Source organism: Staphylococcus sp. acrmy (assembly GCF_022690565.1).
GTDB lineage: Bacteria > Bacillota > Bacilli > Staphylococcales > Staphylococcaceae > Staphylococcus > Staphylococcus caledonicus.
The window spans coordinates 120,297-141,897 of sequence record NZ_JALCVE010000006.1 but is presented as its reverse complement, the minus strand read 5'-3'; the positions used below and the strand labels follow the sequence as shown (position 1 = coordinate 141,897).

The 21,601-nt window shown below is 31.5% G+C and carries 22 protein-coding genes; 16 read left to right on the top strand and 6 right to left on the bottom strand.

Annotated elements, in window-relative coordinates:
• Nucleotides 1–47 precede the first annotated feature (47 nt).
• The 4 genes from FH144_RS08245 (at nucleotide 48) to fumC (ending at nucleotide 2,953) form a co-directional block, all read left to right on the top strand.
• Nucleotides 48–647 (top strand): 6-phosphogluconolactonase, encoded by a 600-nt coding sequence (locus FH144_RS08245; RefSeq protein ID WP_107508457.1) that lies wholly within the window; start codon nucleotides 48–50, stop codon nucleotides 645–647.
• A gap of 23 nt (nucleotides 648–670) precedes the next feature.
• Nucleotides 671–850, top strand: coding sequence for an SAS053 family DNA gyrase inhibitor (locus tag FH144_RS08240; protein WP_107508456.1), 180 nt, complete (start codon nucleotides 671–673; stop codon nucleotides 848–850).
• A gap of 107 nt (nucleotides 851–957) precedes the next feature.
• A complete protein-coding gene (locus FH144_RS08235) occupies nucleotides 958–1,353 on the top strand; it encodes a hypothetical protein (RefSeq protein WP_242315023.1) in 396 nt (131 codons plus the stop codon).
• Between the two features lie 214 nt (nucleotides 1,354–1,567).
• The gene (gene fumC / locus FH144_RS08230; RefSeq protein ID WP_242315021.1) at nucleotides 1,568–2,953 is read left to right on the top strand and encodes a class II fumarate hydratase; all 1,386 of its coding nucleotides are present in this window, start codon (nucleotides 1,568–1,570) and stop codon (nucleotides 2,951–2,953) included.
• Between the two features lie 182 nt (nucleotides 2,954–3,135).
• Here the strand turns inward: fumC and FH144_RS08225 are convergent, their stop codons facing one another.
• Nucleotides 3,136–3,960 carry an RluA family pseudouridine synthase gene (locus FH144_RS08225; protein WP_242315020.1) on the bottom strand — a complete coding sequence of 275 codons (825 nt, stop codon included), beginning with the start codon at nucleotides 3,958–3,960 and terminating at the stop codon, nucleotides 3,136–3,138.
• A gap of 216 nt (nucleotides 3,961–4,176) precedes the next feature.
• On the opposite strand from FH144_RS08225, the gene FH144_RS08220 reads away from it, so the two are divergent.
• From FH144_RS08220 to yhaM, 8 genes are all read left to right on the top strand, one after another.
• The gene (locus FH144_RS08220; RefSeq protein ID WP_242315018.1) at nucleotides 4,177–5,286 is read left to right on the top strand and encodes a GAF domain-containing sensor histidine kinase; all 1,110 of its coding nucleotides are present in this window, start codon (nucleotides 4,177–4,179) and stop codon (nucleotides 5,284–5,286) included.
• A gap of 24 nt (nucleotides 5,287–5,310) precedes the next feature.
• Nucleotides 5,311–5,934 (top strand): response regulator, encoded by a 624-nt coding sequence (locus FH144_RS08215; protein WP_198611658.1) that lies wholly within the window; start codon nucleotides 5,311–5,313, stop codon nucleotides 5,932–5,934.
• 265 nt (nucleotides 5,935–6,199) lie between these two features.
• On the top strand, nucleotides 6,200–6,664 hold the full coding sequence (gene xdrA, locus FH144_RS08210; RefSeq protein WP_053030612.1) for an XRE family transcriptional regulator XdrA: 465 nt from the start codon (nucleotides 6,200–6,202) through the stop codon (nucleotides 6,662–6,664).
• A gap of 301 nt (nucleotides 6,665–6,965) precedes the next feature.
• Nucleotides 6,966–8,096 carry a DUF445 domain-containing protein gene (locus tag FH144_RS08205; RefSeq protein WP_242315017.1) on the top strand — a complete coding sequence of 377 codons (1,131 nt, stop codon included), beginning with the start codon at nucleotides 6,966–6,968 and terminating at the stop codon, nucleotides 8,094–8,096.
• 69 nt (nucleotides 8,097–8,165) lie between these two features.
• Complete coding sequence (locus tag FH144_RS08200; RefSeq protein ID WP_107508449.1) at nucleotides 8,166–8,510, top strand: YlbF/YmcA family competence regulator; 345 nt, start codon at nucleotides 8,166–8,168, stop codon at nucleotides 8,508–8,510.
• A 147-nt stretch (nucleotides 8,511–8,657) separates the two neighbouring features.
• Nucleotides 8,658–9,854, top strand: a complete 1,197-nt coding sequence (locus FH144_RS08195; protein ID WP_242315015.1) for a metallophosphoesterase family protein — start codon at nucleotides 8,658–8,660, stop codon at nucleotides 9,852–9,854.
• On the top strand, nucleotides 9,844–12,777 hold the full coding sequence (locus FH144_RS08190) for an AAA family ATPase (RefSeq protein ID WP_242315013.1): 2,934 nt from the start codon (nucleotides 9,844–9,846) through the stop codon (nucleotides 12,775–12,777). The genes FH144_RS08195 and FH144_RS08190 overlap by 11 nt, the downstream gene beginning before the upstream one ends.
• Nucleotides 12,777–13,718 carry a 3'-5' exoribonuclease YhaM gene (gene yhaM / locus FH144_RS08185; protein WP_107508446.1) on the top strand — a complete coding sequence of 314 codons (942 nt, stop codon included), beginning with the start codon at nucleotides 12,777–12,779 and terminating at the stop codon, nucleotides 13,716–13,718. Before FH144_RS08190 ends, yhaM begins: the two co-directional genes overlap by 1 nt.
• A gap of 169 nt (nucleotides 13,719–13,887) precedes the next feature.
• On the opposite strand, the gene prsA is transcribed toward yhaM, so the two are convergent.
• From prsA to FH144_RS08165, 4 genes are all read right to left on the bottom strand, one after another.
• Nucleotides 13,888–14,859 carry a peptidylprolyl isomerase PrsA gene (prsA, locus tag FH144_RS08180; protein WP_107508445.1) on the bottom strand — a complete coding sequence of 324 codons (972 nt, stop codon included), beginning with the start codon at nucleotides 14,857–14,859 and terminating at the stop codon, nucleotides 13,888–13,890.
• Nucleotides 14,860–15,086: 227 nt separating this feature from the next.
• Entirely contained in the window at nucleotides 15,087–15,644 is a 558-nt protein-coding gene (locus FH144_RS08175) for a DUF3267 domain-containing protein (RefSeq protein WP_107508444.1), read from the bottom strand.
• 132 nt (nucleotides 15,645–15,776) lie between these two features.
• Entirely contained in the window at nucleotides 15,777–16,151 is a 375-nt protein-coding gene (locus tag FH144_RS08170; protein WP_107508443.1) for a YtxH domain-containing protein, read from the bottom strand.
• A 104-nt stretch (nucleotides 16,152–16,255) separates the two neighbouring features.
• On the bottom strand, nucleotides 16,256–16,681 hold the full coding sequence (locus FH144_RS08165; protein ID WP_103167165.1) for an HIT family protein: 426 nt from the start codon (nucleotides 16,679–16,681) through the stop codon (nucleotides 16,256–16,258).
• A gap of 131 nt (nucleotides 16,682–16,812) precedes the next feature.
• Between FH144_RS08165 and ecsA the strand changes: the two genes are divergently transcribed.
• Both ecsA and ecsB read left to right on the top strand, forming a co-directional pair.
• Nucleotides 16,813–17,553 carry an ABC transporter ATP-binding protein EcsA gene (gene ecsA / locus FH144_RS08160; protein ID WP_242315006.1) on the top strand — a complete coding sequence of 247 codons (741 nt, stop codon included), beginning with the start codon at nucleotides 16,813–16,815 and terminating at the stop codon, nucleotides 17,551–17,553.
• Complete coding sequence (gene ecsB / locus FH144_RS08155) at nucleotides 17,546–18,769, top strand: ABC transporter permease EcsB (protein WP_242315004.1); 1,224 nt, start codon at nucleotides 17,546–17,548, stop codon at nucleotides 18,767–18,769. Before ecsA ends, ecsB begins: the two co-directional genes overlap by 8 nt.
• A gap of 65 nt (nucleotides 18,770–18,834) precedes the next feature.
• On the opposite strand, the gene FH144_RS08150 is transcribed toward ecsB, so the two are convergent.
• A complete protein-coding gene (locus tag FH144_RS08150; protein ID WP_242315003.1) occupies nucleotides 18,835–19,335 on the bottom strand; it encodes a signal transduction protein TRAP in 501 nt (166 codons plus the stop codon).
• 270 nt (nucleotides 19,336–19,605) lie between these two features.
• Between FH144_RS08150 and hemE the strand changes: the two genes are divergently transcribed.
• Together hemE and hemH are read left to right on the top strand one after the other, a co-directional pair.
• Nucleotides 19,606–20,643, top strand: coding sequence for a uroporphyrinogen decarboxylase (gene hemE / locus FH144_RS08145; RefSeq protein WP_242315001.1), 1,038 nt, complete (start codon nucleotides 19,606–19,608; stop codon nucleotides 20,641–20,643).
• 30 nt (nucleotides 20,644–20,673) lie between these two features.
• Nucleotides 20,674–21,597: a ferrochelatase gene (hemH, locus tag FH144_RS08140; protein ID WP_198611647.1), complete on the top strand. Its 924-nt coding sequence runs from the start codon at nucleotides 20,674–20,676 to the stop codon at nucleotides 21,595–21,597.
• The last annotated feature ends 4 nt before the right edge of the window (nucleotides 21,598–21,601 follow it).

Below are 21,601 nucleotides of genomic sequence, written 5' to 3'. Positions count from 1 at the left end.
TACGACAATTATTAAAATATTGATGAAGTAAGAGGAGTGTAATGACAATGGCAATGAACTTTAAAGTATTTAATGATGTTGAACATGTAGCTAAATTCACTGCAGATATCATTAGAAAACAATTTAACAACAATCCAACTACTATTGCTGGAATTCATTTAACTAAGGATGCAGCTCCAGTATTAGATGAATTAAAAAAAGATGTTGATAGAAATGCTGTAGATTTCAGTCAAATCAATATCTTAGATTATGATGATAATCGTTCATATTATGAAACATTAGGCGTACCTGCTAGCCAAGTATATCCTATTAATTTAGACGACGATGCTGAATCATTAATCGACGATAAAATGAAAACTAAAGAAAATAAAGGCAAACTTATTTTACAAGTTACGTCTATTGATGAATCTGGTAGCTTAAATGTAAATGTAAGACAAGGTCTTTTAAAAGCACGTGAAGTTGTGTTAGTAGTTACTGGTGCTAATAAAAAAGAAGTTATTAAAAAATTATATGAAGAAAATGGTAAATCAAACTTTGAACCAGCTGACTTGAAAACACATCGCATGGTAACTGTAGTGTTAGACAGAGCAGCAGCTGAAGGTCTTCCTGAAGACGTCAAAGAATATTTCACAGCTGAATTTGCATAAATTTAAATTGTGGGGTCTAATTTATGACTGAAAATAAAGAATCTAAACTATATTATAGTGAAGAAGAAAATGCTATGGTTGAGGACTTAGATGATTTAAAAGAGTTAGGTAAAGAAATGGAACAAATTTCTGAGAAAAATGATGAAGAGAAATTGAATCAATCGCATGATTCAGAGGTTCGTTCTGATTTAAGCGACAACTAAATAAATGTTGTTCATTGTGCTTCATATTGACGCTTTGTATAAGGTTAATATGGAGTGCTTTTTTATGCTAAAATGTAACTTAATGAAATCACTAAGGAGATAAAATAATGTTACATAAATATTGGTTGCATTTAACTATTGCCACTATCATTATAAGTTTGTTATCAATTAAAGGCTTTCCAATTGCGCTAGGGGCTTTATATTTGCCATTGTTATTTAAAATCGTACAGTTACAATTAAATTTATCTAAAGGATTGATTGATGATATCAATGCGCGTCCTTTTATTAAAAGTAATCAAACAGGAATCATTATTAGTGTGTTATGTTGTCTACTAGTTACTGGCATTTTGATTTATACATTAAATGATTTTTATCAAGGCTTAACAGGCATTTTAGGCTATTTAGTAATGCTTAGTCCGTTTACATTGATTATAAGTGTTGTTTTATATATTTTAAGTGCCTTTGCCGTTGTACAGGCTGTTAAAGTTAAATTTATTAAATAATCAACTAAAGCTAGGAGCGTGACTGAAATTTATTGTAGTTCAATGATTTCGTGGTCTCGCTTCTATTTTTAAATGAAAAATGAACCGCGCTTTAAAATTCAACTATTGATTGAACTAGCTAAATATATTTGTAAACGCTTTAATTGTGCGTTGCTCCTCTAATTTAAATAATGCTATACTATTGGTAAATAAGTGAATAAGGGGAGATTATCGTATGTCAGTAAGAATTGAACACGATACTTTTGGAGAGATTGAAGTACCTGGAGATAAATATTGGGGTGCTCAAACTGAAAGAAGTAAACGTAACTTTCCAGTAGGTAAAGAACATATGCCAATTGAAGTAGTTTATGGTTTTGCTCAGTTGAAAAGAGGGGCTGCTTTAGCTAACCATGAGCTTGGCAAATTAAGCGATGCTAAAAAAGATGCAATTGTCCATGCTTGTGATTTAATCTTAAAAGGCGAATTAGATGAGCATTTTCCATTAGTCGTTTGGCAAACTGGAAGCGGTACACAAAGTAATATGAACGTCAATGAAGTAGTTAGTTATGTAGCAAATGAATATTTAAAAGAGAATAATAGTGATGAAACAATTCATCCTAATGATGATGTGAATAAATCACAAAGTTCTAATGATACATTTCCGACTGCAATGCATGTGGCTTTATATCACGAGGTCGAAACTAAATTAGAACCTGCGTTAAAACATTTACGTGATACTTTTAAAGAAAAAGAAGACCAATATCAATCAATTATTAAAATAGGACGTACGCATTTACAAGATGCTACACCAATTAAATTAGGCCAAGAAATCAGTGGCTGGCGTTATATGTTAGATAAATGTGAAGAATTATTATCTGAATCTAAGAAACATATTCTAAATTTAGCTATTGGTGGTACGGCAGTAGGTACTGGTATTAATGCACATCCAGAATTTGGCGATAAAGTAGCTAAATTTATTTCAGATAATACAGGTTATTCATTTGTGTCATCTGAGAATAAATTCCACGCATTGACTTCACATGACGAAGTAGTGCAATTACATGGCACATTGAAAGCATTAGCTGCCGATTTAATGAAGATTGCGAATGATATTAGATGGTTAGCGTCAGGTCCTAGAGCAGGTCTTGCTGAAATTTCTATACCTGAAAATGAGCCAGGATCTTCAATCATGCCAGGTAAAGTTAACCCAACACAATGTGAAATGTTAACAATGGTAGCTGTGCAAGTAATGGGTAATGACACGACTGTAGGTATTGCAAGTTCACAAGGTAACTTTGAGTTAAATGTATTTAAACCAATTATTTTGCATAATACATTACAATCAATTTACTTATTAGCAGATGGTATGGAAACATTTAATAATAACTGTGCAGCAGGTATCGAACCAATTGAAGAAAACATCAATAATTACTTAAATCAATCACTTATGTTAGTAACAGCATTAAATCCACACATTGGTTATGAAAAAGCAGCTCAAATTGCTAAAAAAGCACATAAAGAAGGCTTAACATTAAAAGAATCTGCAATTGAGTCTGGTTATGTTACTGAAGAACAATTTGAAGAATGGATTAAACCAGAAGATATGGTTGACCCACACTAATTTTTTCAAATATAAGCAAGAGTTTGGAGTATTATTCAAAAATAGAGGCGTAGGAGAGGTTCAGTTAAATGAATCCTCTCTACGCCTTATTCTATTATATGATTTCCTATTTACAAGGTGAAGCGGGACAGCAAATCGAATGCAATTACATCAGAATTGCTCATCCCATACTATACTCTATATTACTCATCATCTAAGCTAACAGAAATTAATTCTTGTGTAAGAGGATGTGTAAATTCAATTTTATAACTATTTAATTCTAATTGACGTAATGTTGAGTCGCCGTACAATGGGTCACCAAGAACAGGATGTCCGATTTCGGCTAAGTGTACACGAATTTGATGTGTACGCCCAGTATCTAATTTAATGTCTAATTGACATACGCCTTCTTTAATCATTTTTGAAGATAAAATATGAGTGACTGCACGTTGACCTGTGTTAGAAATACGGCGTTTGTTAGGATGGAATTTGTCTTTACCAATAGGTTTATCAATTGTTTGAGGTTTAATTGGTAATAACGCTTTTACGTTCGCTTTATATATTCTGTTAATTTCATTCTCTTCTAACATACGATCTAATATTTTTTTCATTAATTGATTCTTAGCGATAATAAGTAAGCCGACCGTTTCTTGGTCAAGACGATGAATAGGTTCTGCGTAGTCACTATTTATCGTATAAATCACATGATTCATTAATGTATTACTTTCTTTTAAATCATTTGGATGTGTTTTCACACCTTTAGGTTTCATTACAATGGCTAAATCATCATCTTCATAACTAATTTGGGCGTAGCGATAACTTGGCAAGTAATTACTTTTCTCTGTAGGCGTAGGAATATAAACCTCGTCACCTGTCACTACTTTATCTGTGAGTTTAGCTGGTTGATGATTGATAGTGATATCTTTAGACATATTAAGTTGATGCAAATCTTTTTTAGGTAATTTTAAACTTTGGAAAATTTCTCTCAGAGTAAAATTATTAAAGTTTTTAGGTATATTAAAATTCATAAAGTCCTCCTATTAAGTACGTATTTATCATATCATATCTTTTGAAATTTGATAGATGATAATGAGCTTGATATACAGTAATGAATTTCAAAATACATACATGTTAAACTTTTAGAAGGTTGAAAATATGGTGCGAATTGATAAATAATTTTAAAAAATAACAACACACTGTATAATAATACTATTGCGAAATTAGTATAATATTGGAGCGATTGAATGGAAAAACCTACACGCTTAGCGTTATTAAAAGAAATTGCAGAATATCTCAATGAAGAAACTGAATTATATAGTATGATGCAAGGCGCAGTGAAATATTTAATAAACGGAAGCAACTTTACGACTGGTTGGATTTTTTTTATAAACGATGTAGGTGAGCATGAATTGGTCGTAGATGTACAACTTCCTGGAGCTTTGCGTAAAAATAATTGCAATTATATGAAAGAAGGTTCGTGCTGGTGTGTTAGTGCTTATCACAATGAACGATTGACTAAAGCTTCTAATATTATAAATTGCTCACGTATAAATTTAGCAAATCAAGCGCACCAAGAGGAGACAGATGGTATTACTCATCATGCCACCGTCCCATTACGCTCTGGGGATGAACAGTATGGTTTGCTTAATGTAGCGACGCCCTATACCTCTCATTATAGTGAAGAAGACCTTGAATTATTAGAATCTGTAGCGTTACAAATTGGGTCTGCCATTAAACGAATTTATTTAACTGATCAAGAAAAAGAAGCGGCGCGTATAAATGAACGTAATCGTTTAGCTAGAGATTTACACGACTCAGTAAATCAAATGCTATTTTCGTTAAAATTAACGGCGCATGCAGCACATGATATCACGCCCGATGACATGGCTAAGAAAGCATTTAAAACGATTGAGGATACGAGTCAAAGTGCCGTAAATGAAATGCGTTCGCTTATTTGGCAACTAAAGCCAGCCGGATTGGAATATGGCTTAGTACAAGCCCTTAAAAAATATGCCCAAGTCCTTCAATTAAACTTACATATTGAAGTTGAGGGGTTAATTAATCTATCTATTGTTATTGAAGAACATATTTATAGAATACTTCAAGAAGCGATGAATAATACTAAAAAGCACGCAGAGACACAACATATATATGTAAATTTAAAACAAACAACTGATAAATTATTCATAGATGTAACGGATAATGGAGTGGGATTTGAAATCAACAAATCAAATAGTAATGAATCGCAAGGATTAAAAAATATAAGTCAGCGTATACGCCTTTTGAACGGGCAACTACATATAGATTCAGCGCCTCATAAAGGAACAAAAATTTCGATGCAAATACCACTTTAATAATATTGAAAGGGGAAACAACAGTTGGCAAAAGTCATTTTAATTGATGACCACCATATTGTGAGACAAGGCTTAGAATTCTTGATATCAACTGTCGATGAATTAGAAGTACAAGCTAGTTTTGCAAATGGTGAGTCTTTCATTAAGTATTTAGAAGAGAATTCAGCACCAGACATTATATTATTAGATTTAGTAATGCCAGAAATGAATGGCATTGAAGTGACCGAATACATAAAGAAACACTATCCTGAGATTAAAGTTTTAGTACTAACAAGCTATGTAGATGATGAACATGTTATTTCAGCAATAAATAAAGGCGCAGATGGTTATGAAATGAAAGACGTTGAACCACAAAAGCTTATCACTACTATTTTAGATGTGTTAAATAATAAGCAAGTTATTCATCCAGAAGCTAAAAGTGTGATGGAAACTATGTCTCAGAAACCACACTATAATCATAAACTCTCTAAACGTGAATTAGATGTACTCAGTGAAATGGTAAAAGGTAAAACAAATAAAGAAATTGCTAATGCGTTATATGTGTCTGAAAAGACGATTAAAACACATGTGAGTCACATTTTTAATAAGCTAGAAGTAACCGATCGTACTCAAGCTGCTATTTATGCGATAGAGAATAAACTAATTTAAGTTTACAATTAAGTGTAATAGGGAAATTTCATTGAAATAATCACATTTTATAATACTTAACTTGTTTAAAAAAACTGTATTATATAACTAATTTAATTATTTTGATAATTTCGGCTTTAATAAAATTGTGTATAAAAACAAAAATTCCTCTTTTCATTTGATTAAAAATATATTAAGATGTAATTTGTGTTTCAAGAAATGTGTATTATTGCAATTTCTTGTGTCCGGATTAAATAACCCCCTATTAGAAAGGTAGAGAATAAATATGGATAGACAGAGTTTTACAGATTTAATTCAAACAAAATTTAAAATGGTTAGAATTGAAGCGGGCTATACGCAAGATACTATGGCTCAAACAATCGGCCTTTCAAAAAAGACATTAGTTCAAATTGAAAAAGAACGAGTATTACCAAACTGGACGACATGTGTTTCTATTTGTGCGTTATTTAGAGATTCAGATGTATTAAATAACACATTTGGTTGTGATCCATTAGAAATCGTTCAAACAATTTCACGTAATCATTGTGCGTACCCAAATCATTCTACAACAAGTGATATTTATTGGAACACAATTGAAACGCGTAACGGTTTCATCTTACAAAGTAATAAAGTAAGTAATATCTACAGAGTGCTAAATTCTGAAAAACAACCTATCTTCGGTACTTCAAAATTAAGAGAAGCAGAAACTTATTTTAATAGAAATGCGAAAGAAGAATTAATGCACGTTTAAAATATAAATTTTCAAAATAGCGATATAGTGATAGAAGAGTCTATTAAAGATTTAGTCACTATTTTAATATAGATAATGACGGAGCCTTGAACATTTGCACTTGAAATGGACTAGGCTCCTTATTTTTGTCATTTATCATTGTATAGAAGTATTCATATTCTAATAAATAATAGGTATCCTATTTTTTGAAAATAAACTGACTGAACCTTTTGATGATTTAATAAATTTAAATTGTGAAGTTTAATTTCTCTCATGATATAATCATCGTAATGTTATCTCAACAAATTAAGGAGTAATCTCAATGCAAGCTTTCTTAGTAATATTATTCATGGTGGTAGTAGGCGCAGTGATAGGTGGTATTACCAACGTTATCGCTATACGCATGCTATTCCATCCTTTTAAACCGTACTATATTTTTAAAATGCGTGTCCCATTCACACCCGGTCTTATTCCAAAGAGAAGAGAAGAAATCGCTAGTAAAATTGGACAGGTAATAGAAGAACACTTAATTACAGAAACTGTCATCAATAATAAATTAAATGAAAGTAATACTAGAGCATCGATTAACGAGTTAGTAAAAGAACAAGTGTCTAAGCTAAAATCCGATGATGCAACCATTCGTCGATTCGCTAGTCATTTCGACATTGATATTGATAAATTAGTGAACGAACGATTAGATAGTACAATTGCTACAAAACTTAATGAATATTATGCATCACATAGAGATGTCGCAATAAATGAAATTTTGCCGGTAGAAGCGGTTGCTATGATTGATAATAAAATAGATGATGTTGGAGATTTATTGTGTGAGCGTGCACGTGTGTATTTAGAATCAGATAAAGGTGCGCGAGATATTTATGATATGCTTGAGACTTTCTTCACTGAAAAGGGGAAAATAGTCGGTTTACTACAAATGTTTATGACTAAAGAAAGCATTGCAGATAGAATTCAACATGAATTGATACGTTTAACTCGTCATCCTAAAGCAAAGTCTATTATTGATAAAGTGATTCACAATGAATATGAAACACTAAAAAAACAACCATTAGGACAAGTCGTTAAGGAAGAACAATTTTCAAAAATATCTGATTCAACTTCACAATTAATTACAAATTATCTTAATTTAAATCAAAAAGTCGATACGCCTTTAAATCGATTAGCGCCTAATTTTATTGATTATCTAGAAAATGAAGTTGTAAATAAAATATCAGATTTAATCATTAATCAAGCTTCAACACACTTATCAACTATTATGGAAAAAATCAATTTACGTAAATTAGTTGAAGATCAAATTAACACGTTCGACTTAGATTATATTGAACGTTTGATTATTGAAATAGCTAATAAAGAATTAAAATTAATCATGTCGTTAGGTTTCATTTTAGGCGGTATCATTGGCTTCTTCCAAGGATTGGTTGCAATCTTTGTCTAACAATAAATTATATGTTATGGTATAAAAGAGTTGTCAAAAATAACTTTACACTAAGGAGTGCAAACAAACATGGCAGTAAATTTATATGATTATGCAAACCAATTAGAACAAGCTTTAAGAGATAGTGATGAATACAAAGCTATTAAAGATGCTTTTTCTAAAGTAAAAGATAATGAAGAATCTAAAAAATTATTTGATGAGTTCCGTGAAACTCAATTAAGCTTCCAACAAAAACAAATGCAAGGTGAAGAAATTCCTGAAGAAGACTTAGCTAAAGCTCAAGAACAAGCTCAAGCAATCGAAAAAGATGAAAACATCTCTGAATTAATGCAAGCTGAACAAAACATGAGCCAAGTCTTCCAAGAAATCAACCAAATCATTGTTAAACCTTTAGATGAAATCTACGCTGACTAATTTATAGGTTTAAAGCTACATTGCTTTCCAACGAAAGCTTTGTAGCTTTTTTTAGTTTGATAAAGTTCATCGACCCAGATAAATAAGGTATGGTAAAATATAGGAATATCAAAGCTACATTATCATATTATTAAGGAGTTAATATTCATGATAAAATTTATTCACTGTGCTGATTTGCACCTTGATAGCCCCTTTAAGTCTAAAAGCTATTTAGCACCTACAATTTTTGAAGATATACAAAATAGCGCATATGAAAGCTTCAAAAAAATAGTCGATACGGCTTTAAAGGAAGAAGTAGATTTTGTACTTATCGTAGGGGATTTATTTGATAGTGAGAATCGAACACTACGTGCTGAAGTATTTTTGAAAGAACAATTTAAACGCTTAGAAAAAGAACAAATTTTTGTATACATAAGTCATGGTAACCACGACCCACTTACTAAGAGAATTACAGACGATTGGCCTGAGAATGTGTCGGTGTTCTCTAGTAATGTTGAAACATATCAAGCTATAACTAAAGATGGTGAAACAATCTACATCCACGGCTTTAGTTATCAAAATGATGGAAGTTATGAGAATAAAATAGATGATTTCCCATCTAGTCAAGGCCAAAATGGTATTCACATTGGCATGCTTCATGGAACATATAGTAAATCTTCAATTAAAGATCGCTACACTGAATTTATCTTAGAAGATTTAAATAAAAAGTTGTACCATTATTGGGCATTAGGACATATCCATGAACGCCAAGAATTAAGTGATATGCCTCCAACTCATTATCCAGGTAACGTACAAGGTAGACATTTTGGGGAACAAGGATTAAAAGGATGTTTGCTTGTAGAAGGTGACCATTTAAGATTAAATACTAAATTTATACCAACACAATCTATTCGCTTTGATGAAGCTACTATAACTACGCATAAGACGAGTAGACAAGGAATTTATGAAGAAATTCAATCTTTTAAAGATCGTGTGCGTCATGAAGGCAAAGCATTCTACAAATTAACGGTCAATATTGATAGTGAAACTATGTTATCTTCACAAGATATATTGCAAATTAAAGAAATGATTGATGACTATGAAGAGAATGAACGTCATTTCGTAGTCATCGATGAAATTACTTATAATTATCTTCAAAATGAAGAAACGCCTCTGGTTAAGGAATTTTCAGAAGAATTGACTAATGACTCGAAAGTCTTTGACGATGCTATGACAGAACTATATTTAAATCCTAGAGCTTCTAAATATCTGGAAGATTATACTGAATTTGACAAAGTTGAGTTAGTTAATCGCGCTGAGAATTTATTGAAAGCGGATATGAGAGGTGAACACAATGATCATTAAAACGCTTGAGATTTATGGTTACGGTCAGTTTGTGCAACGTAAGATTGACTTTAATAAAGAATTTACCGAAATTTTTGGTGAAAATGAAGCGGGTAAATCTACAATTCAAGCATTTATCCACTCTATATTATTTGGCTTTCCTACAAAGAAAGAAAAAGAACCGCGATTAGAACCACGCATGGGTAATCAATATGGCGGTAAGCTGACGTTGCTTTTTGAAGACCAATCAGAAGTCATTGTAGAACGTGTTAAAGGCAGTGCGCAAGGCGATGTAAAGGTTTATCTTGAAAATGGCTTAATTCGTGATGAAGCTTGGTTGAAGAAGAAATTAAACTACATTTCTAAAAAAACTTATCAAGGAATATTTTCATTTAACGTACTAGGTTTACAAGATATTCATCGTAATTTAGATGAAAAGCAATTACAAAGTTACTTACTTGAAGCTGGTGCACTAGGGTCTTCCGAATTTACGACTATGGGTAATTTAGTTAGTCAAAAGAAAGCAACATTGTATAAAAAAGCGGGTAAGAACCCAATTTTAAATCAACAAATAGAAGAATTGAAACAATTAGAAGCTCAAATTCGTGAAGAAGAAACGAAACTAGATGAATATCAACGTCTTGTAGACGAAAGAGATAAATCACAACGACATTTAGGCCATTTAAAAGAAAATTTAAATCAATTATCTAAAATGCATGAAACGAAGCAAAAGCAACTAGCGATTCATGAGCAAGCCCAAGAATGGAAGCGACTTGAACAAGAATTGAATGTTGAACCACTTAAATTCTCGGAAAATGGCATCGAGCGCTATGAAACAGCTTCACAATATAAACAATCACTTAGCAGAGATATTGGTTTAAGAGAGGAAAAGATAAAGCAATTAGAATATGACTTTAATGCGATAGATCTACCTAGCGAGGAAACGGTCAATCACCTTTATCGACTCAGTCATGATGAAAATGATATCCAGCAAACCGAATTAAAAGCAGAGTCGCTTTCAAAAGAAATCGAAACATATCAACGTCAACAACAAGATTTAAAAACAAGCATTGGATGGCAAGATGTTTATCATGAGACTGACACGTCAGAAGCTACAAAAAATTACGTAAGCGAAAAGGTTAAAGAACGTAATAACCAAAGTGCACTAAAACAACAAATCGAGCGAACGATTGAAGAGAATACAATTGAACAAAATGCTTTAAGTGAAGAAATTGAAGGTCTTGAAGAAGAATTAGTTCCTGAAGATGCACTTGATAAGAAAAAACAATATAACCAACAAAAATTAGAATTACATGAAAAAGAAAATCTTTATAATAAATTAAAAGACACCTTCAACAAAGATAAAGAGAAAAAACAAAAACGCCAATGGTGGTTAAGATTTAGTTTTATCATTCTTGCATTAATTGGTCTAGGCTTAACTATTTTCTCATTTGCGACTCAAAATCTTATCTTTGGCATTATATTCGTCATTTTAACTGTAATTTTTGTAGTAGGCATTTTCTTTACTAGAACTAAAGAAGTTGATTATAGTGAAACTATTAGTGAAGAAATTAGTGATTTAGAACGTCAACTAAGCGAGCTAGAAGCTAATTATGATTTAGATTTCGATCTTGACCATCAATATCAACAGCGTGAGCGTTGGAGTAATACTAGCAATAATAAGAGTGTAGTAACTAATAAATTAGAACATCAACAAGGTTTATTAAATCAGACTGAACAAGATATAAGTGATTTATCAAGTCATATTAATAAAGTAAAAGAAGATTTAAGATTACCTGGAACAATGTCAGATGAATTATTAGTCGATAGCTTCAATACGATGAATCAGGTCAAATCGAATGATAATTATCTTAATCAATTATTAGAACAAAGATCAAAGCTTACAAAAAAACTCTCTGCTTTTTATGAAAAGGCTCAACAACAAACTGAAGATGAATTTTCTAGCTTTAACAAAGTATCGCTATTTAGTGATTTAAAACGTTGGATAGCTAAATATGAGAAAGATAAAGAACAAAAAACACAACTTGAAAGTCAAATAACATTATTAAGCAACGAACTAAAACAATTAAATGATAGATTAACAGAAAATAAAGATATCATTGCTGAGTTATTCAAAGCGAATAATGTTAATAATGAAGAAGAGTATTACGAAGCTTATGAACGCTATCAATTGTATCAACAACAACTTGCACGTTTTAATGATTTATCAACTTACTTAGAAAATCATCATTTCTCATATGAAGATAGCTCTAATTTAAGTGAAAAGACAACAGCCCAACTAGAAGAAGAAGACGAATTACTAGCTCAACAAGTAGATGATTATAACGAGCAATACTTAGACAAACAAACTGAAGTAAGTGATTTCACTGCACAAATCAATCAAATGGAAACAGATAAAACCTTATCTAGATTACGCCATGAATATTTCAGCTTGAAAAATCGAATGAATGATATTGCGAAAGATTGGGCTAGTTTAAGCTATTTAGAAGCGCTTATAAACGAACATATCAAACAGATTAAGGATAAGCGTTTACCACAAGTGATAAATGAAGCAATCACAATATTTAAAACGTTAACCAATGGCAATTATAATCTAATTACTTATGAGAATGATTCCATTATGGTAAGACACAGTAATGGACAAATGTATCATCCTCTAGAATTAAGTCAGTCAACTAAAGAATTATTGTATATAGCGCTAAGAATAAGTTTAATTCATATACTAAGACCGTATTATCCATTCCCAATCATTATTGACGATGCGTTCGTTCATTTTGATAAACAAAGAAAATCAATGATGTTAAACTATTTAAGAGAATTGGCTAAAGATTATCAAGTATTGTACTTTACATGTACTAAAGATACTGCAATTCCTTCTAAAGAGATGTTGATATTAAATAAAATAGAGGAAGGCGGAAAATAATGAGAAATGTAGAAAAGTTAAATCCGGGAGATTCGGTAGAGAACTTCTTTTTAGTTCATAGAGCTACACAAGGAGTGACTGCTCAAGGCAAAGATTATATGACGCTTTTCCTCCAAGATAAAAGTGGAGATATCGAAGCCAAATTATGGACAGTAAGTAAAGAGGATATGCAGATTTTAAAACCTGAGGAAATTATATGGGTTAAAGGCGACGTTATAAATTATCGTGGCCGTAAACAAATGAAAGTAAATAAATTTAGATTAGCTACGCCAGAAGATGGCTTTAAAACGCAAGATTTTGTCGACGGAGCGCCATTGACAGCAGATGAGATTCAAGAGCAAATCTCACATTATATTTTAGAAATTGAAAATGCTAATCTACAACGTATTACACGTCATTTATTGAAAAAATATCAAACTAAATTTTTCACTTACCCAGCAGCAAGTTCACATCATCATAATTTCGCTAGTGGATTAAGCTATCACGTATTGACAATGCTTCAAATTGCTAAATCATTATGTGATATTTATCCATTACTAAATCGTAGTTTATTATATAGTTCAATCATCTTACACGATTTAGGAAAAGTAAGAGAACTAAGTGGCCCAGTTGCTACGACGTATACAGTAGAAGGGAATTTACTAGGTCATATCTCAATAGCGAGTGATGAAGTTGCAGAAGCAGCTAAGGAACTTAATATTGAAGGTGAAGAAGTGATGTTACTACGTCATATGATTTTAGCGCATCATGGTAAGATGGAATTTGGATCACCAAAATTACCACACTTAAAAGAAGCGGAAATCTTATTCTTTATTGATAACATTGATGCTAAAATGAATATGTTTGATAAAGCCTTTAAAAAGACAGAAAAAGGGCAATTTACTGAACGTATATTTGGTATGGAAAATCGCCAATTCTATAATCCTGAAAAATTAGATTAAAACATATATAAGCTTTCTACTTAAACCATGAGTGAAGAACGAAGCAGTTTCACTTTATTAAGTAGAAAGCTTTTTTATAACTAAAAAAGCCTTGTTTAGACTTATTGCACGTTTCTATGCAACTTCTAGACAAGGCATTTTAATATATGATTGAGTTAATTCTAGAAAATTATGAAGATAAATTAGATGATGCTGAACTGTCAGATGATTGTTGTTGTTGTTTTAATTTGTCTGGGTTAAGAATAGTGTTTTCAACAGCTTTTTTGATGTCACTATCTTTATAATCTACGTCATATTCTTTAAGCAAGTCTTTGTATGCATTTGTAAGTAATTTTGGATTTTTTTGAACTTTTTGTTCTATGATTTTAGCTTTAAGTTTAGATTTTTGTTTATCAAAATCGTCTTCCTTATCGGCTTTAATGATATGGTAACCATAATCCGTTTTAACGATATCAGATACTTCGCCTTCTTTAAGTTTGAAGAGGGCTTTTTCAAATTTACTTACCATTTGTCCTTTAACTACATAGCCTAAAGAACCATCTTTTTTAGCACTTGAAGAATCCATTGATTCATCTTTAGCTATTTCTCCAAATTTGCTTGGGTTTTTCTCAACTTCTTTTTGGATTTTTTCAGCTTTTGCTTTAGCTTTTTTATCTGATAAACCTTCTTTATCATCATCATTTGATTTAACTTTAATTAAAATGTGAGAAGCTTTTTTAGAGTTTTCTTTTATTTCTTTATCAGAAACTTTGATTTTATCGTTTAATAATTCTTTTTGGTAAGCGGCAAGTTTTTTCTGTTCTTTATATGTATCTAATGTCATACCTTGTTGTTTAAGCATGCTTTCAAATTGATCTTTACCACCATATTGTTTTTGTTCTTTTTTAATATCTTCATCAATATCTTTAGTATCTACTTTATCTTTATATTTATCAGCTAAAATTTTATTAAGCGCAATACTAAATGATGTGCTAGCGATTTGTTCATCACCAATTTTGTTCATGACATCTTTTACTTTTACGTCTCCAGCTTTTGAAGAAATAAGCGTATTACTTTCCGAATCAGTTGCGTTAGAACCACATGCACCTAAAAGTAAGGCACTTGCTGTTACGGGAACAATTAGTTTATTCATAATTTTCATAGTTGAAAGCTCCTTTTACAATAATAACAAAGTAAATATAACATATTATCTATGCTACACCAATTAGAAACAGCCTCATTACTACCAAAGTACTAGTCAATATAAGTCTTTAGCATTAAAATTTAATCATTTTTCTAAAATAAAATAGCGAAACAAAAATTCATATTCAAAGAATTAATGTTTCGCTTATTTAAATGGTATTCAAATTTATTTCACAACGTTATACCTTAATGAAATGAACTATAAGGCACTTTATTTAAGATATTGATACCCGTTTGATGTTCTTCAATAAATTGACCTTCATTTGAGAAAATGATTATTTTAAGATACAAAAAATCAAGTACAGAAATTCCAAAATTTAATGCTAATAAGAACATAAAATAATGACCATATTGCGGGAACATCATTGTCATAAAGATTAAAAATAAGGTAATTATAATAAATGGTAATAATAAATTAATACAAAAATATACTTTGTGAACAGGCGTGCTGACATAAGTATTAAAATAAGGTAACCATCTTTTTTTATTCAACTTATGCATTCTAAAAGAGTGGAAATGTTGAATAAAGAAGAGTAAATGTATCGATTTATGAATAGGGTACATTAAGATTACAAAAAATAATAAAATAATAAAATGTCTATCTGATAAAGGAGTGTCTACAAAATAATACATAATTTCATAACTCACTAAAAAAGCAATGACAGTTATAGTAAAGCTAAGGAATGCAATTCTTGGCACACCAAAACGTGCATGAATATCGATTTGACGTTTACATAGGAACATAGAGACACCTCTTTATAACTCTTTTATATACGCTACGTATTATCTAACTAACCACTACAACAGTCAAGACAATTTAGGTATAAAAAAAGAGACGGAACATAATTATGTTCCGACCTCTCTCTTAACAAGTAATTATTTTTTATCTTTTGAAAATGTATTACTAATTTCTTCGCCACGATTTTGAAGATTTTCGATGTGTGATTGTAACTTTTCAATATTAGGATTAATATCTGATTTAAAATCACCAATTAATGTTTTAAATTCATCGCCAATTTCGCTACCGTATTCTACACCATCATTTTTAACTTGTTTACCATAGTCAACAATATTATGGAAACTACGTTTGATAGATTCAATTTCACGTTCTAATTCTGAACGAGAACCAGTAGGGGTCTTAGAATCAATAGTATTATTTTTCACGCTATCAGCATCACGATTCATCCATGAAACTGCAATACCTGATGCGATTCCCACACTAATACCAAATAATACGCGTGTTACTTTCATGTTTATTCTCCTCACTTAATATGTCGTTATATTTTTATCTTTAGAAAAACTCGACAAGTTAGTTTAATTCTATATTACCCTATTATGTCATTCAATATGCAGAATTATTCAAATTGCGCTTTGATTTGTTCAGCAATTTCTTTTTTCTGTTCATCATTAAGTTCTTCTTCATGAGTTTCCCAATGGTAACCAAATCCATCGATATCATTTTCATAACGAGGTAAGAAGTGGAAATGAAGGTGGAACACAGATTGATCTGCAAACTCACCGTTATTTTGAATAATATTTAAGCCATCAGGGTTAAATGCTTTCTTAATTGCATTAGCCACTTTAGGTAATGCAGCGCCAATATGTTTCATTGTTTCTTCATCAGTTTCAAAAATGTTTGCTGACGCTTTTTTCGGAATAAGTAACGTATGTCCTTTAGTAACTTGCGAAATATCTAAAAATGCATACACATAGTCATCTTCATAGACTTTAAAACTTGGGATTTCTCCAGTAAGGATTTTGCCGAAAACAGTTTCTGCCATTTAAATACACTCCTTATGTCATATTTGTATCTTATTATATCATTAGTATATTAAAATTTCGTTAGTAAGACATATCTAACTTTAGTAGTTAGACAATGATTTTGGTACAATATAATTCATGGAGGTGCCATATGACAGTAAAAGTTGAACATCTAACAGGTGGCTATGGTAAGCGTCCTGTTATTGAAGATATAAATTTTGAATTAAAAGAAGGCGAAATAGTAGGTTTAATAGGACTGAATGGAGCCGGTAAAAGTACTACCATTAAACATATGTTAGGACTATTAACGCCAATGCAAGGCAATCTTTCTATTTCAAATACAGACATAACAGAAGATATTGAAATTTATCGTAAGAAATTATCTTATATACCTGAATCACCAGTAATATATGAAGAATTGACTTTAGAAGAACATATTGCGATGACTGCGATGGCTTATCAAATAAGTGAAGAAGAAGCTATGAAACGCGCGCGACCATTACTTAAAACATTTAGATTAGAAAATGAATTAAACATCTTTCCAAGTCATTTTTCTAAAGGAATGAAACAAAAGGTAATGATTATTTGCGCCTTTATCGTTAATCCGGAATTATATATTATCGACGAACCTTTCCTCGGTCTCGATCCGTTAGGTATTCAATCAATGCTTGATTTAATGGTTGAAAAGAAAAACGAAGGCCGCACTGTTTTAATGAGTACGCATATACTTGCAACCGCTGAACGTTATTGTGATCGCTTTATCATTCTAGACAAAGGGAAAGTAGTAGGCTTAGGTAATTTAGAAGAACTTCGTGGACAAACAGGGCTACATGATTCAACGCTTGATGATATCTACATTCATGTAACTCAAGGTGGTCAACATCATGAATAAGATAGCTTCAAACTTATTTAAAAAGCGTCATCAAGCAATTCGTAAAGAAAAGAGCTATTACAATAAGTTTATATTTAATGGTCATTTCACAGTCTTTTTAGTGATTTTACTTGGTTCATTTATTTTAGGATATGGTCAATGGTTGCAACACATTCCACATGATATTGACTATGCATTATTTGCGAGTATTGTATTAGCTATTACTTCTATATTTCCAATTAGAACATTTTTAAAAGACGCAGACCGAATCTTTCTCTTACCATTTGAAAAAAACATGAAAGATTATATGAAATTAAGTCTACAATATAGTTACTTTAATCGTATTGCGTTACAAATAATAGTAGCGATTGTCTTATTTCCATTATTTTATAAATTAAGCAATCAACTTGTAACCGCTTATGTGTTATTTGTTATCTTACTACTCGTACACCCTTATCTCGGTTTAAGATTGAGATGGCAATGGTATCAACTTTGCTTATCTAGTTGGTCTATCAATATCTTATTGTTTATAGTTAATGCCCTGACTTACTATCTTGTTTTAGGTCATCAATTCTATTGGGCTATTATATTAACAATCGGGTTAGCTGTAGCAATTTTCCTTATTCCGAAAATGAAGCAAATCAACTTATTCCCATGGGAAAGAATGATTGCAGTCGAGCAACGACACCACACGAATTACTATAAATTTGTAAACATGTTTACAGATGTTAAGCATCTTAAAGAGAGTGCAGTCAGACGTAAATATTTAGACTTTTTATTACCAACACCAAAAGGGCAAAGATTCAATCCGAAAAATATGTACTTATATCTGTTTACGCGTAGTTTCGTAAGAGGTAGAGATGCATTTAGCATTATTTTACGTTTAGTCATTATTGCCTTAGTGTTAATGATTTGGTTGTCATCACCAATAGTGACAGTTATTATCGGAAGCCTATTTATGTATATTACGTTACTACAAATGTCGCAATTCTATACACAACAAGCATATGGCTTATGGCCACAGGTATGGCCTGTATCTGACACACAGGTAATTAGAGGATATGAAAAATTCTTATATCGCTTAATGCTTGTGATTGGCATCATTTTTGCAGTGACATTTATTGTCATGTACCCACAATTTTTCTTCTTTGCGATTGTCTTCTTTATCGTTGGGTGGCTAACGATTAGAAGTACAATTAAAAAGCTTGAGTATCAAGAAACATTACTTAGAGATTAAAAAATAGGTTGCTTTATATGAATGGGCGTTATAGCTCACAAATATAAAGCAACCTTTAAAATTATCTAGTCTTTAATAGGATATAAATATCGTTCAAAATAACTTGAGTGCTGACTACTTGAACCAAAGTAGCGCTTTAATGCATCTTTTGAAAAATAATCCTTAAACGTGTCAGTTTCTTTAAAATCTTCATAAGTTTCTCGATTAGAAAATCCAAAATACACTTTATATGTCGTACCTTCAACAGGTTTTAAGAAGCGATAACTTTTAAATCCTGCAAAGTTGTCAAAGTTTAAATCTAAATTAGCTAGACGTTTTTCTAATTGATGTGCATGATCATCTGAAGATGGGATGAATAGTGCTGAATAAAAATGGTCATTACTCATTTCATTAATTTCATTAATCGTGTTATAAATCGTAGGGTGTTTCAATATAGATTTATCTTCAGTTTCCTCAATAATGACTGTTGAATCCTCAGTTGAAAATAAAAATAAATCTTTATCTGGATGTTTCAAACGAATTTGATTTAAAAATCCATATGTGCCATACGTCGTATTTATCTTCATGATTATCCCTCCCTTGTTGATTATATTATACGGTTAAATATAAAATGTGACTATAATAATTAATTATATAACGTTATTATTTTCAAAAAATAAAAAATCTATGTAACATGTAGTTTTATACATGCAAAATCATCTATAATTAATTTTAAAAATAAAGGTTAAAGATATTATTGCGCTATGTCTTTTTTATGACATTTAAGCCGGTATAAACGATAATATTATGATGATATGATATTATAGATAAGAATGATTTTAATTTAGGAGGACGCTATGGTGCATAATAAAAACAATACAATTCTACAAACAATAAAAGGGGAAGAAACGTCCCATACACCAGTATGGTTTATGCGCCAAGCTGGAAGATCTCAACCAGAATATCGCAAACTAAAAGAAAAATATTCTCTCTTTGAGATTACACATCAGCCAGAATTATGCGCTTATGTCACACAACTTCCTGTTGATAATTACAACACAGATGCTGCTGTATTATATAAAGATATTATGACGCCGTTAAAGCCTATCGGTGTGGACGTCGATATTAAGTCTGGCATAGGCCCAGTTATTCATAATCCTATTCACAGTATCAAAGATGTTGAAAAGCTTACGCACATCGATCCTAAAAGAGATGTGCCATACGTATTAGAAACAATTCAATTATTAACTCAAGAAAAATTAAACGTGCCACTTATCGGCTTTACCGGAGCACCATTTACTTTGGCTTCATATATGATAGAAGGTGGCCCTTCAAAAAATTATAATTTTACTAAAGCAATGATGTATGGGGATGAAGAAACTTGGTTTGCTTTAATGAACCATCTTGTAGATGTTTCTATTGATTATGTGGTAGCACAAATCGAAGCGGGTGCGGAGCTAATTCAAATTTTCGATTCATGGGTAGGCGCATTAAATGTAGAAGATTATCGCTACTACATTAAACCAGCCATGCAACGATTAGTGGAAGGTATTAAAGCACGCTACGATGTACCCGTCATTTTATTCGGTGTAGGCGCGAGTCATTTAATCAATGAATGGAATGATTTACCGATTGATGTTTTAGGCTTAGATTGGCGTACTTCAATTACTGAGGCTACGCAATTAGGTGTCAATAAAACATTACAAGGTAACTTGGACCCATCCTTATTGCTTGCACCTTGGGACATTCTTGAAAAGAGAATTAAAGCTATCCTTGATGAAGGCATGCACAGAGGTCAGCATATCTTTAATCTCGGTCATGGTGTGTTCCCTGAAGTACAACCAGATACACTTAAACGTGTGACTCAATTTGTGCATGATTATACTAGAAAATAAAGAAACTATTATAAGGGAAGGTTTTAAATAATGACTAAAACAGTAGGCTTATTAGTTATGGCTTATGGTACACCATACAAAGAAAGCGATATTGAACCATACTACACAGATATTAGACACGGTAAAAGACCCTCTGAAGAAGAACTACAAGATTTAAAAGATCGTTATGAATTCATCGGTGGTCTTTCTCCTTTAGCTGGTACTACTGATCGTCAAGCTGAAGCATTGAAAGACGCACTCAATGAAGCATATTCAGACGTTGAGTTTAAGTTGTATTTAGGATTGAAACATATTTCTCCATATATAGAAGAAGCAGTTGAAAAGATGCATAATGACGGTATACAAGAAGCAGTCACTGTAGTCTTAGCGCCTCATTATTCAAGCTTTTCAGTGGGATCTTATAACGAACGTGCTAAAGAAGAAGCAGATAAATACGGTATTAAGTTACATCATGTTGAACAATATTATCATCAACCGAAATTTATTGAATACTGGACGAATAAAATTAATGAAACGTTAGAACAAATTCCTAGTGAAGAACACGATGAAACTATCTTAATTGTTTCAGCACATAGTTTACCTAAAGGTTTGATTGAAAGAAATAATGATCCATATCCGGATGAATTACAGGATACAATGAAACGTTTAGAAGCTTCTACTAACATTAAACACGTTGCCCAAGGTTGGCAATCTGAAGGTAATACAGGTACACCATGGTTAGGACCAGATGTGCAAGACTTAACTAGAGACTTATTTGAAGCACATCATTATAAAAACTTCATTTATACACCAGTAGGATTTGTATGTGAACATCTAGAAGTACTTTATGATAACGACTATGAATGTAAAGTCGTGTGTGATGAGTTAGGCGCAAATTACTATCGTCCTGAAATGCCTAATACAGATTCATTATTTATTGGTGCCATCGTAGACGAAATTAAAACAGTTTTTTAATAAA

Coding starts and splice junctions, on each gene's coding strand:
- FH144_RS08245 (WP_107508457.1), top strand. CDS start 48: ATGGCAATGAACTTTAAAGTATTTAATGATGTTGAACATGTAGCTAAA.
- FH144_RS08240 (WP_107508456.1), top strand. CDS start 671: ATGACTGAAAATAAAGAATCTAAACTATATTATAGTGAAGAAGAAAAT.
- FH144_RS08235 (WP_242315023.1), top strand. CDS start 958: ATGTTACATAAATATTGGTTGCATTTAACTATTGCCACTATCATTATA.
- fumC (WP_242315021.1), top strand. CDS start 1,568: ATGTCAGTAAGAATTGAACACGATACTTTTGGAGAGATTGAAGTACCT.
- FH144_RS08225 (WP_242315020.1), bottom strand. CDS start 3,960: ATGAATTTTAATATACCTAAAAACTTTAATAATTTTACTCTGAGAGAA.
- FH144_RS08220 (WP_242315018.1), top strand. CDS start 4,177: ATGGAAAAACCTACACGCTTAGCGTTATTAAAAGAAATTGCAGAATAT.
- xdrA (WP_053030612.1), top strand. CDS start 6,200: ATGGATAGACAGAGTTTTACAGATTTAATTCAAACAAAATTTAAAATG.
- FH144_RS08205 (WP_242315017.1), top strand. CDS start 6,966: ATGCAAGCTTTCTTAGTAATATTATTCATGGTGGTAGTAGGCGCAGTG.
- FH144_RS08200 (WP_107508449.1), top strand. CDS start 8,166: ATGGCAGTAAATTTATATGATTATGCAAACCAATTAGAACAAGCTTTA.
- FH144_RS08195 (WP_242315015.1), top strand. CDS start 8,658: ATGATAAAATTTATTCACTGTGCTGATTTGCACCTTGATAGCCCCTTT.
- FH144_RS08190 (WP_242315013.1), top strand. CDS start 9,844: ATGATCATTAAAACGCTTGAGATTTATGGTTACGGTCAGTTTGTGCAA.
- yhaM (WP_107508446.1), top strand. CDS start 12,777: ATGAGAAATGTAGAAAAGTTAAATCCGGGAGATTCGGTAGAGAACTTC.
- prsA (WP_107508445.1), bottom strand. CDS start 14,859: ATGAAAATTATGAATAAACTAATTGTTCCCGTAACAGCAAGTGCCTTA.
- FH144_RS08175 (WP_107508444.1), bottom strand. CDS start 15,644: ATGTTCCTATGTAAACGTCAAATCGATATTCATGCACGTTTTGGTGTG.
- FH144_RS08170 (WP_107508443.1), bottom strand. CDS start 16,151: ATGAAAGTAACACGCGTATTATTTGGTATTAGTGTGGGAATCGCATCA.
- FH144_RS08165 (WP_103167165.1), bottom strand. CDS start 16,681: ATGGCAGAAACTGTTTTCGGCAAAATCCTTACTGGAGAAATCCCAAGT.
- ecsA (WP_242315006.1), top strand. CDS start 16,813: ATGACAGTAAAAGTTGAACATCTAACAGGTGGCTATGGTAAGCGTCCT.
- ecsB (WP_242315004.1), top strand. CDS start 17,546: ATGAATAAGATAGCTTCAAACTTATTTAAAAAGCGTCATCAAGCAATT.
- FH144_RS08150 (WP_242315003.1), bottom strand. CDS start 19,335: ATGAAGATAAATACGACGTATGGCACATATGGATTTTTAAATCAAATT.
- hemE (WP_242315001.1), top strand. CDS start 19,606: ATGGTGCATAATAAAAACAATACAATTCTACAAACAATAAAAGGGGAA.
- hemH (WP_198611647.1), top strand. CDS start 20,674: ATGACTAAAACAGTAGGCTTATTAGTTATGGCTTATGGTACACCATAC.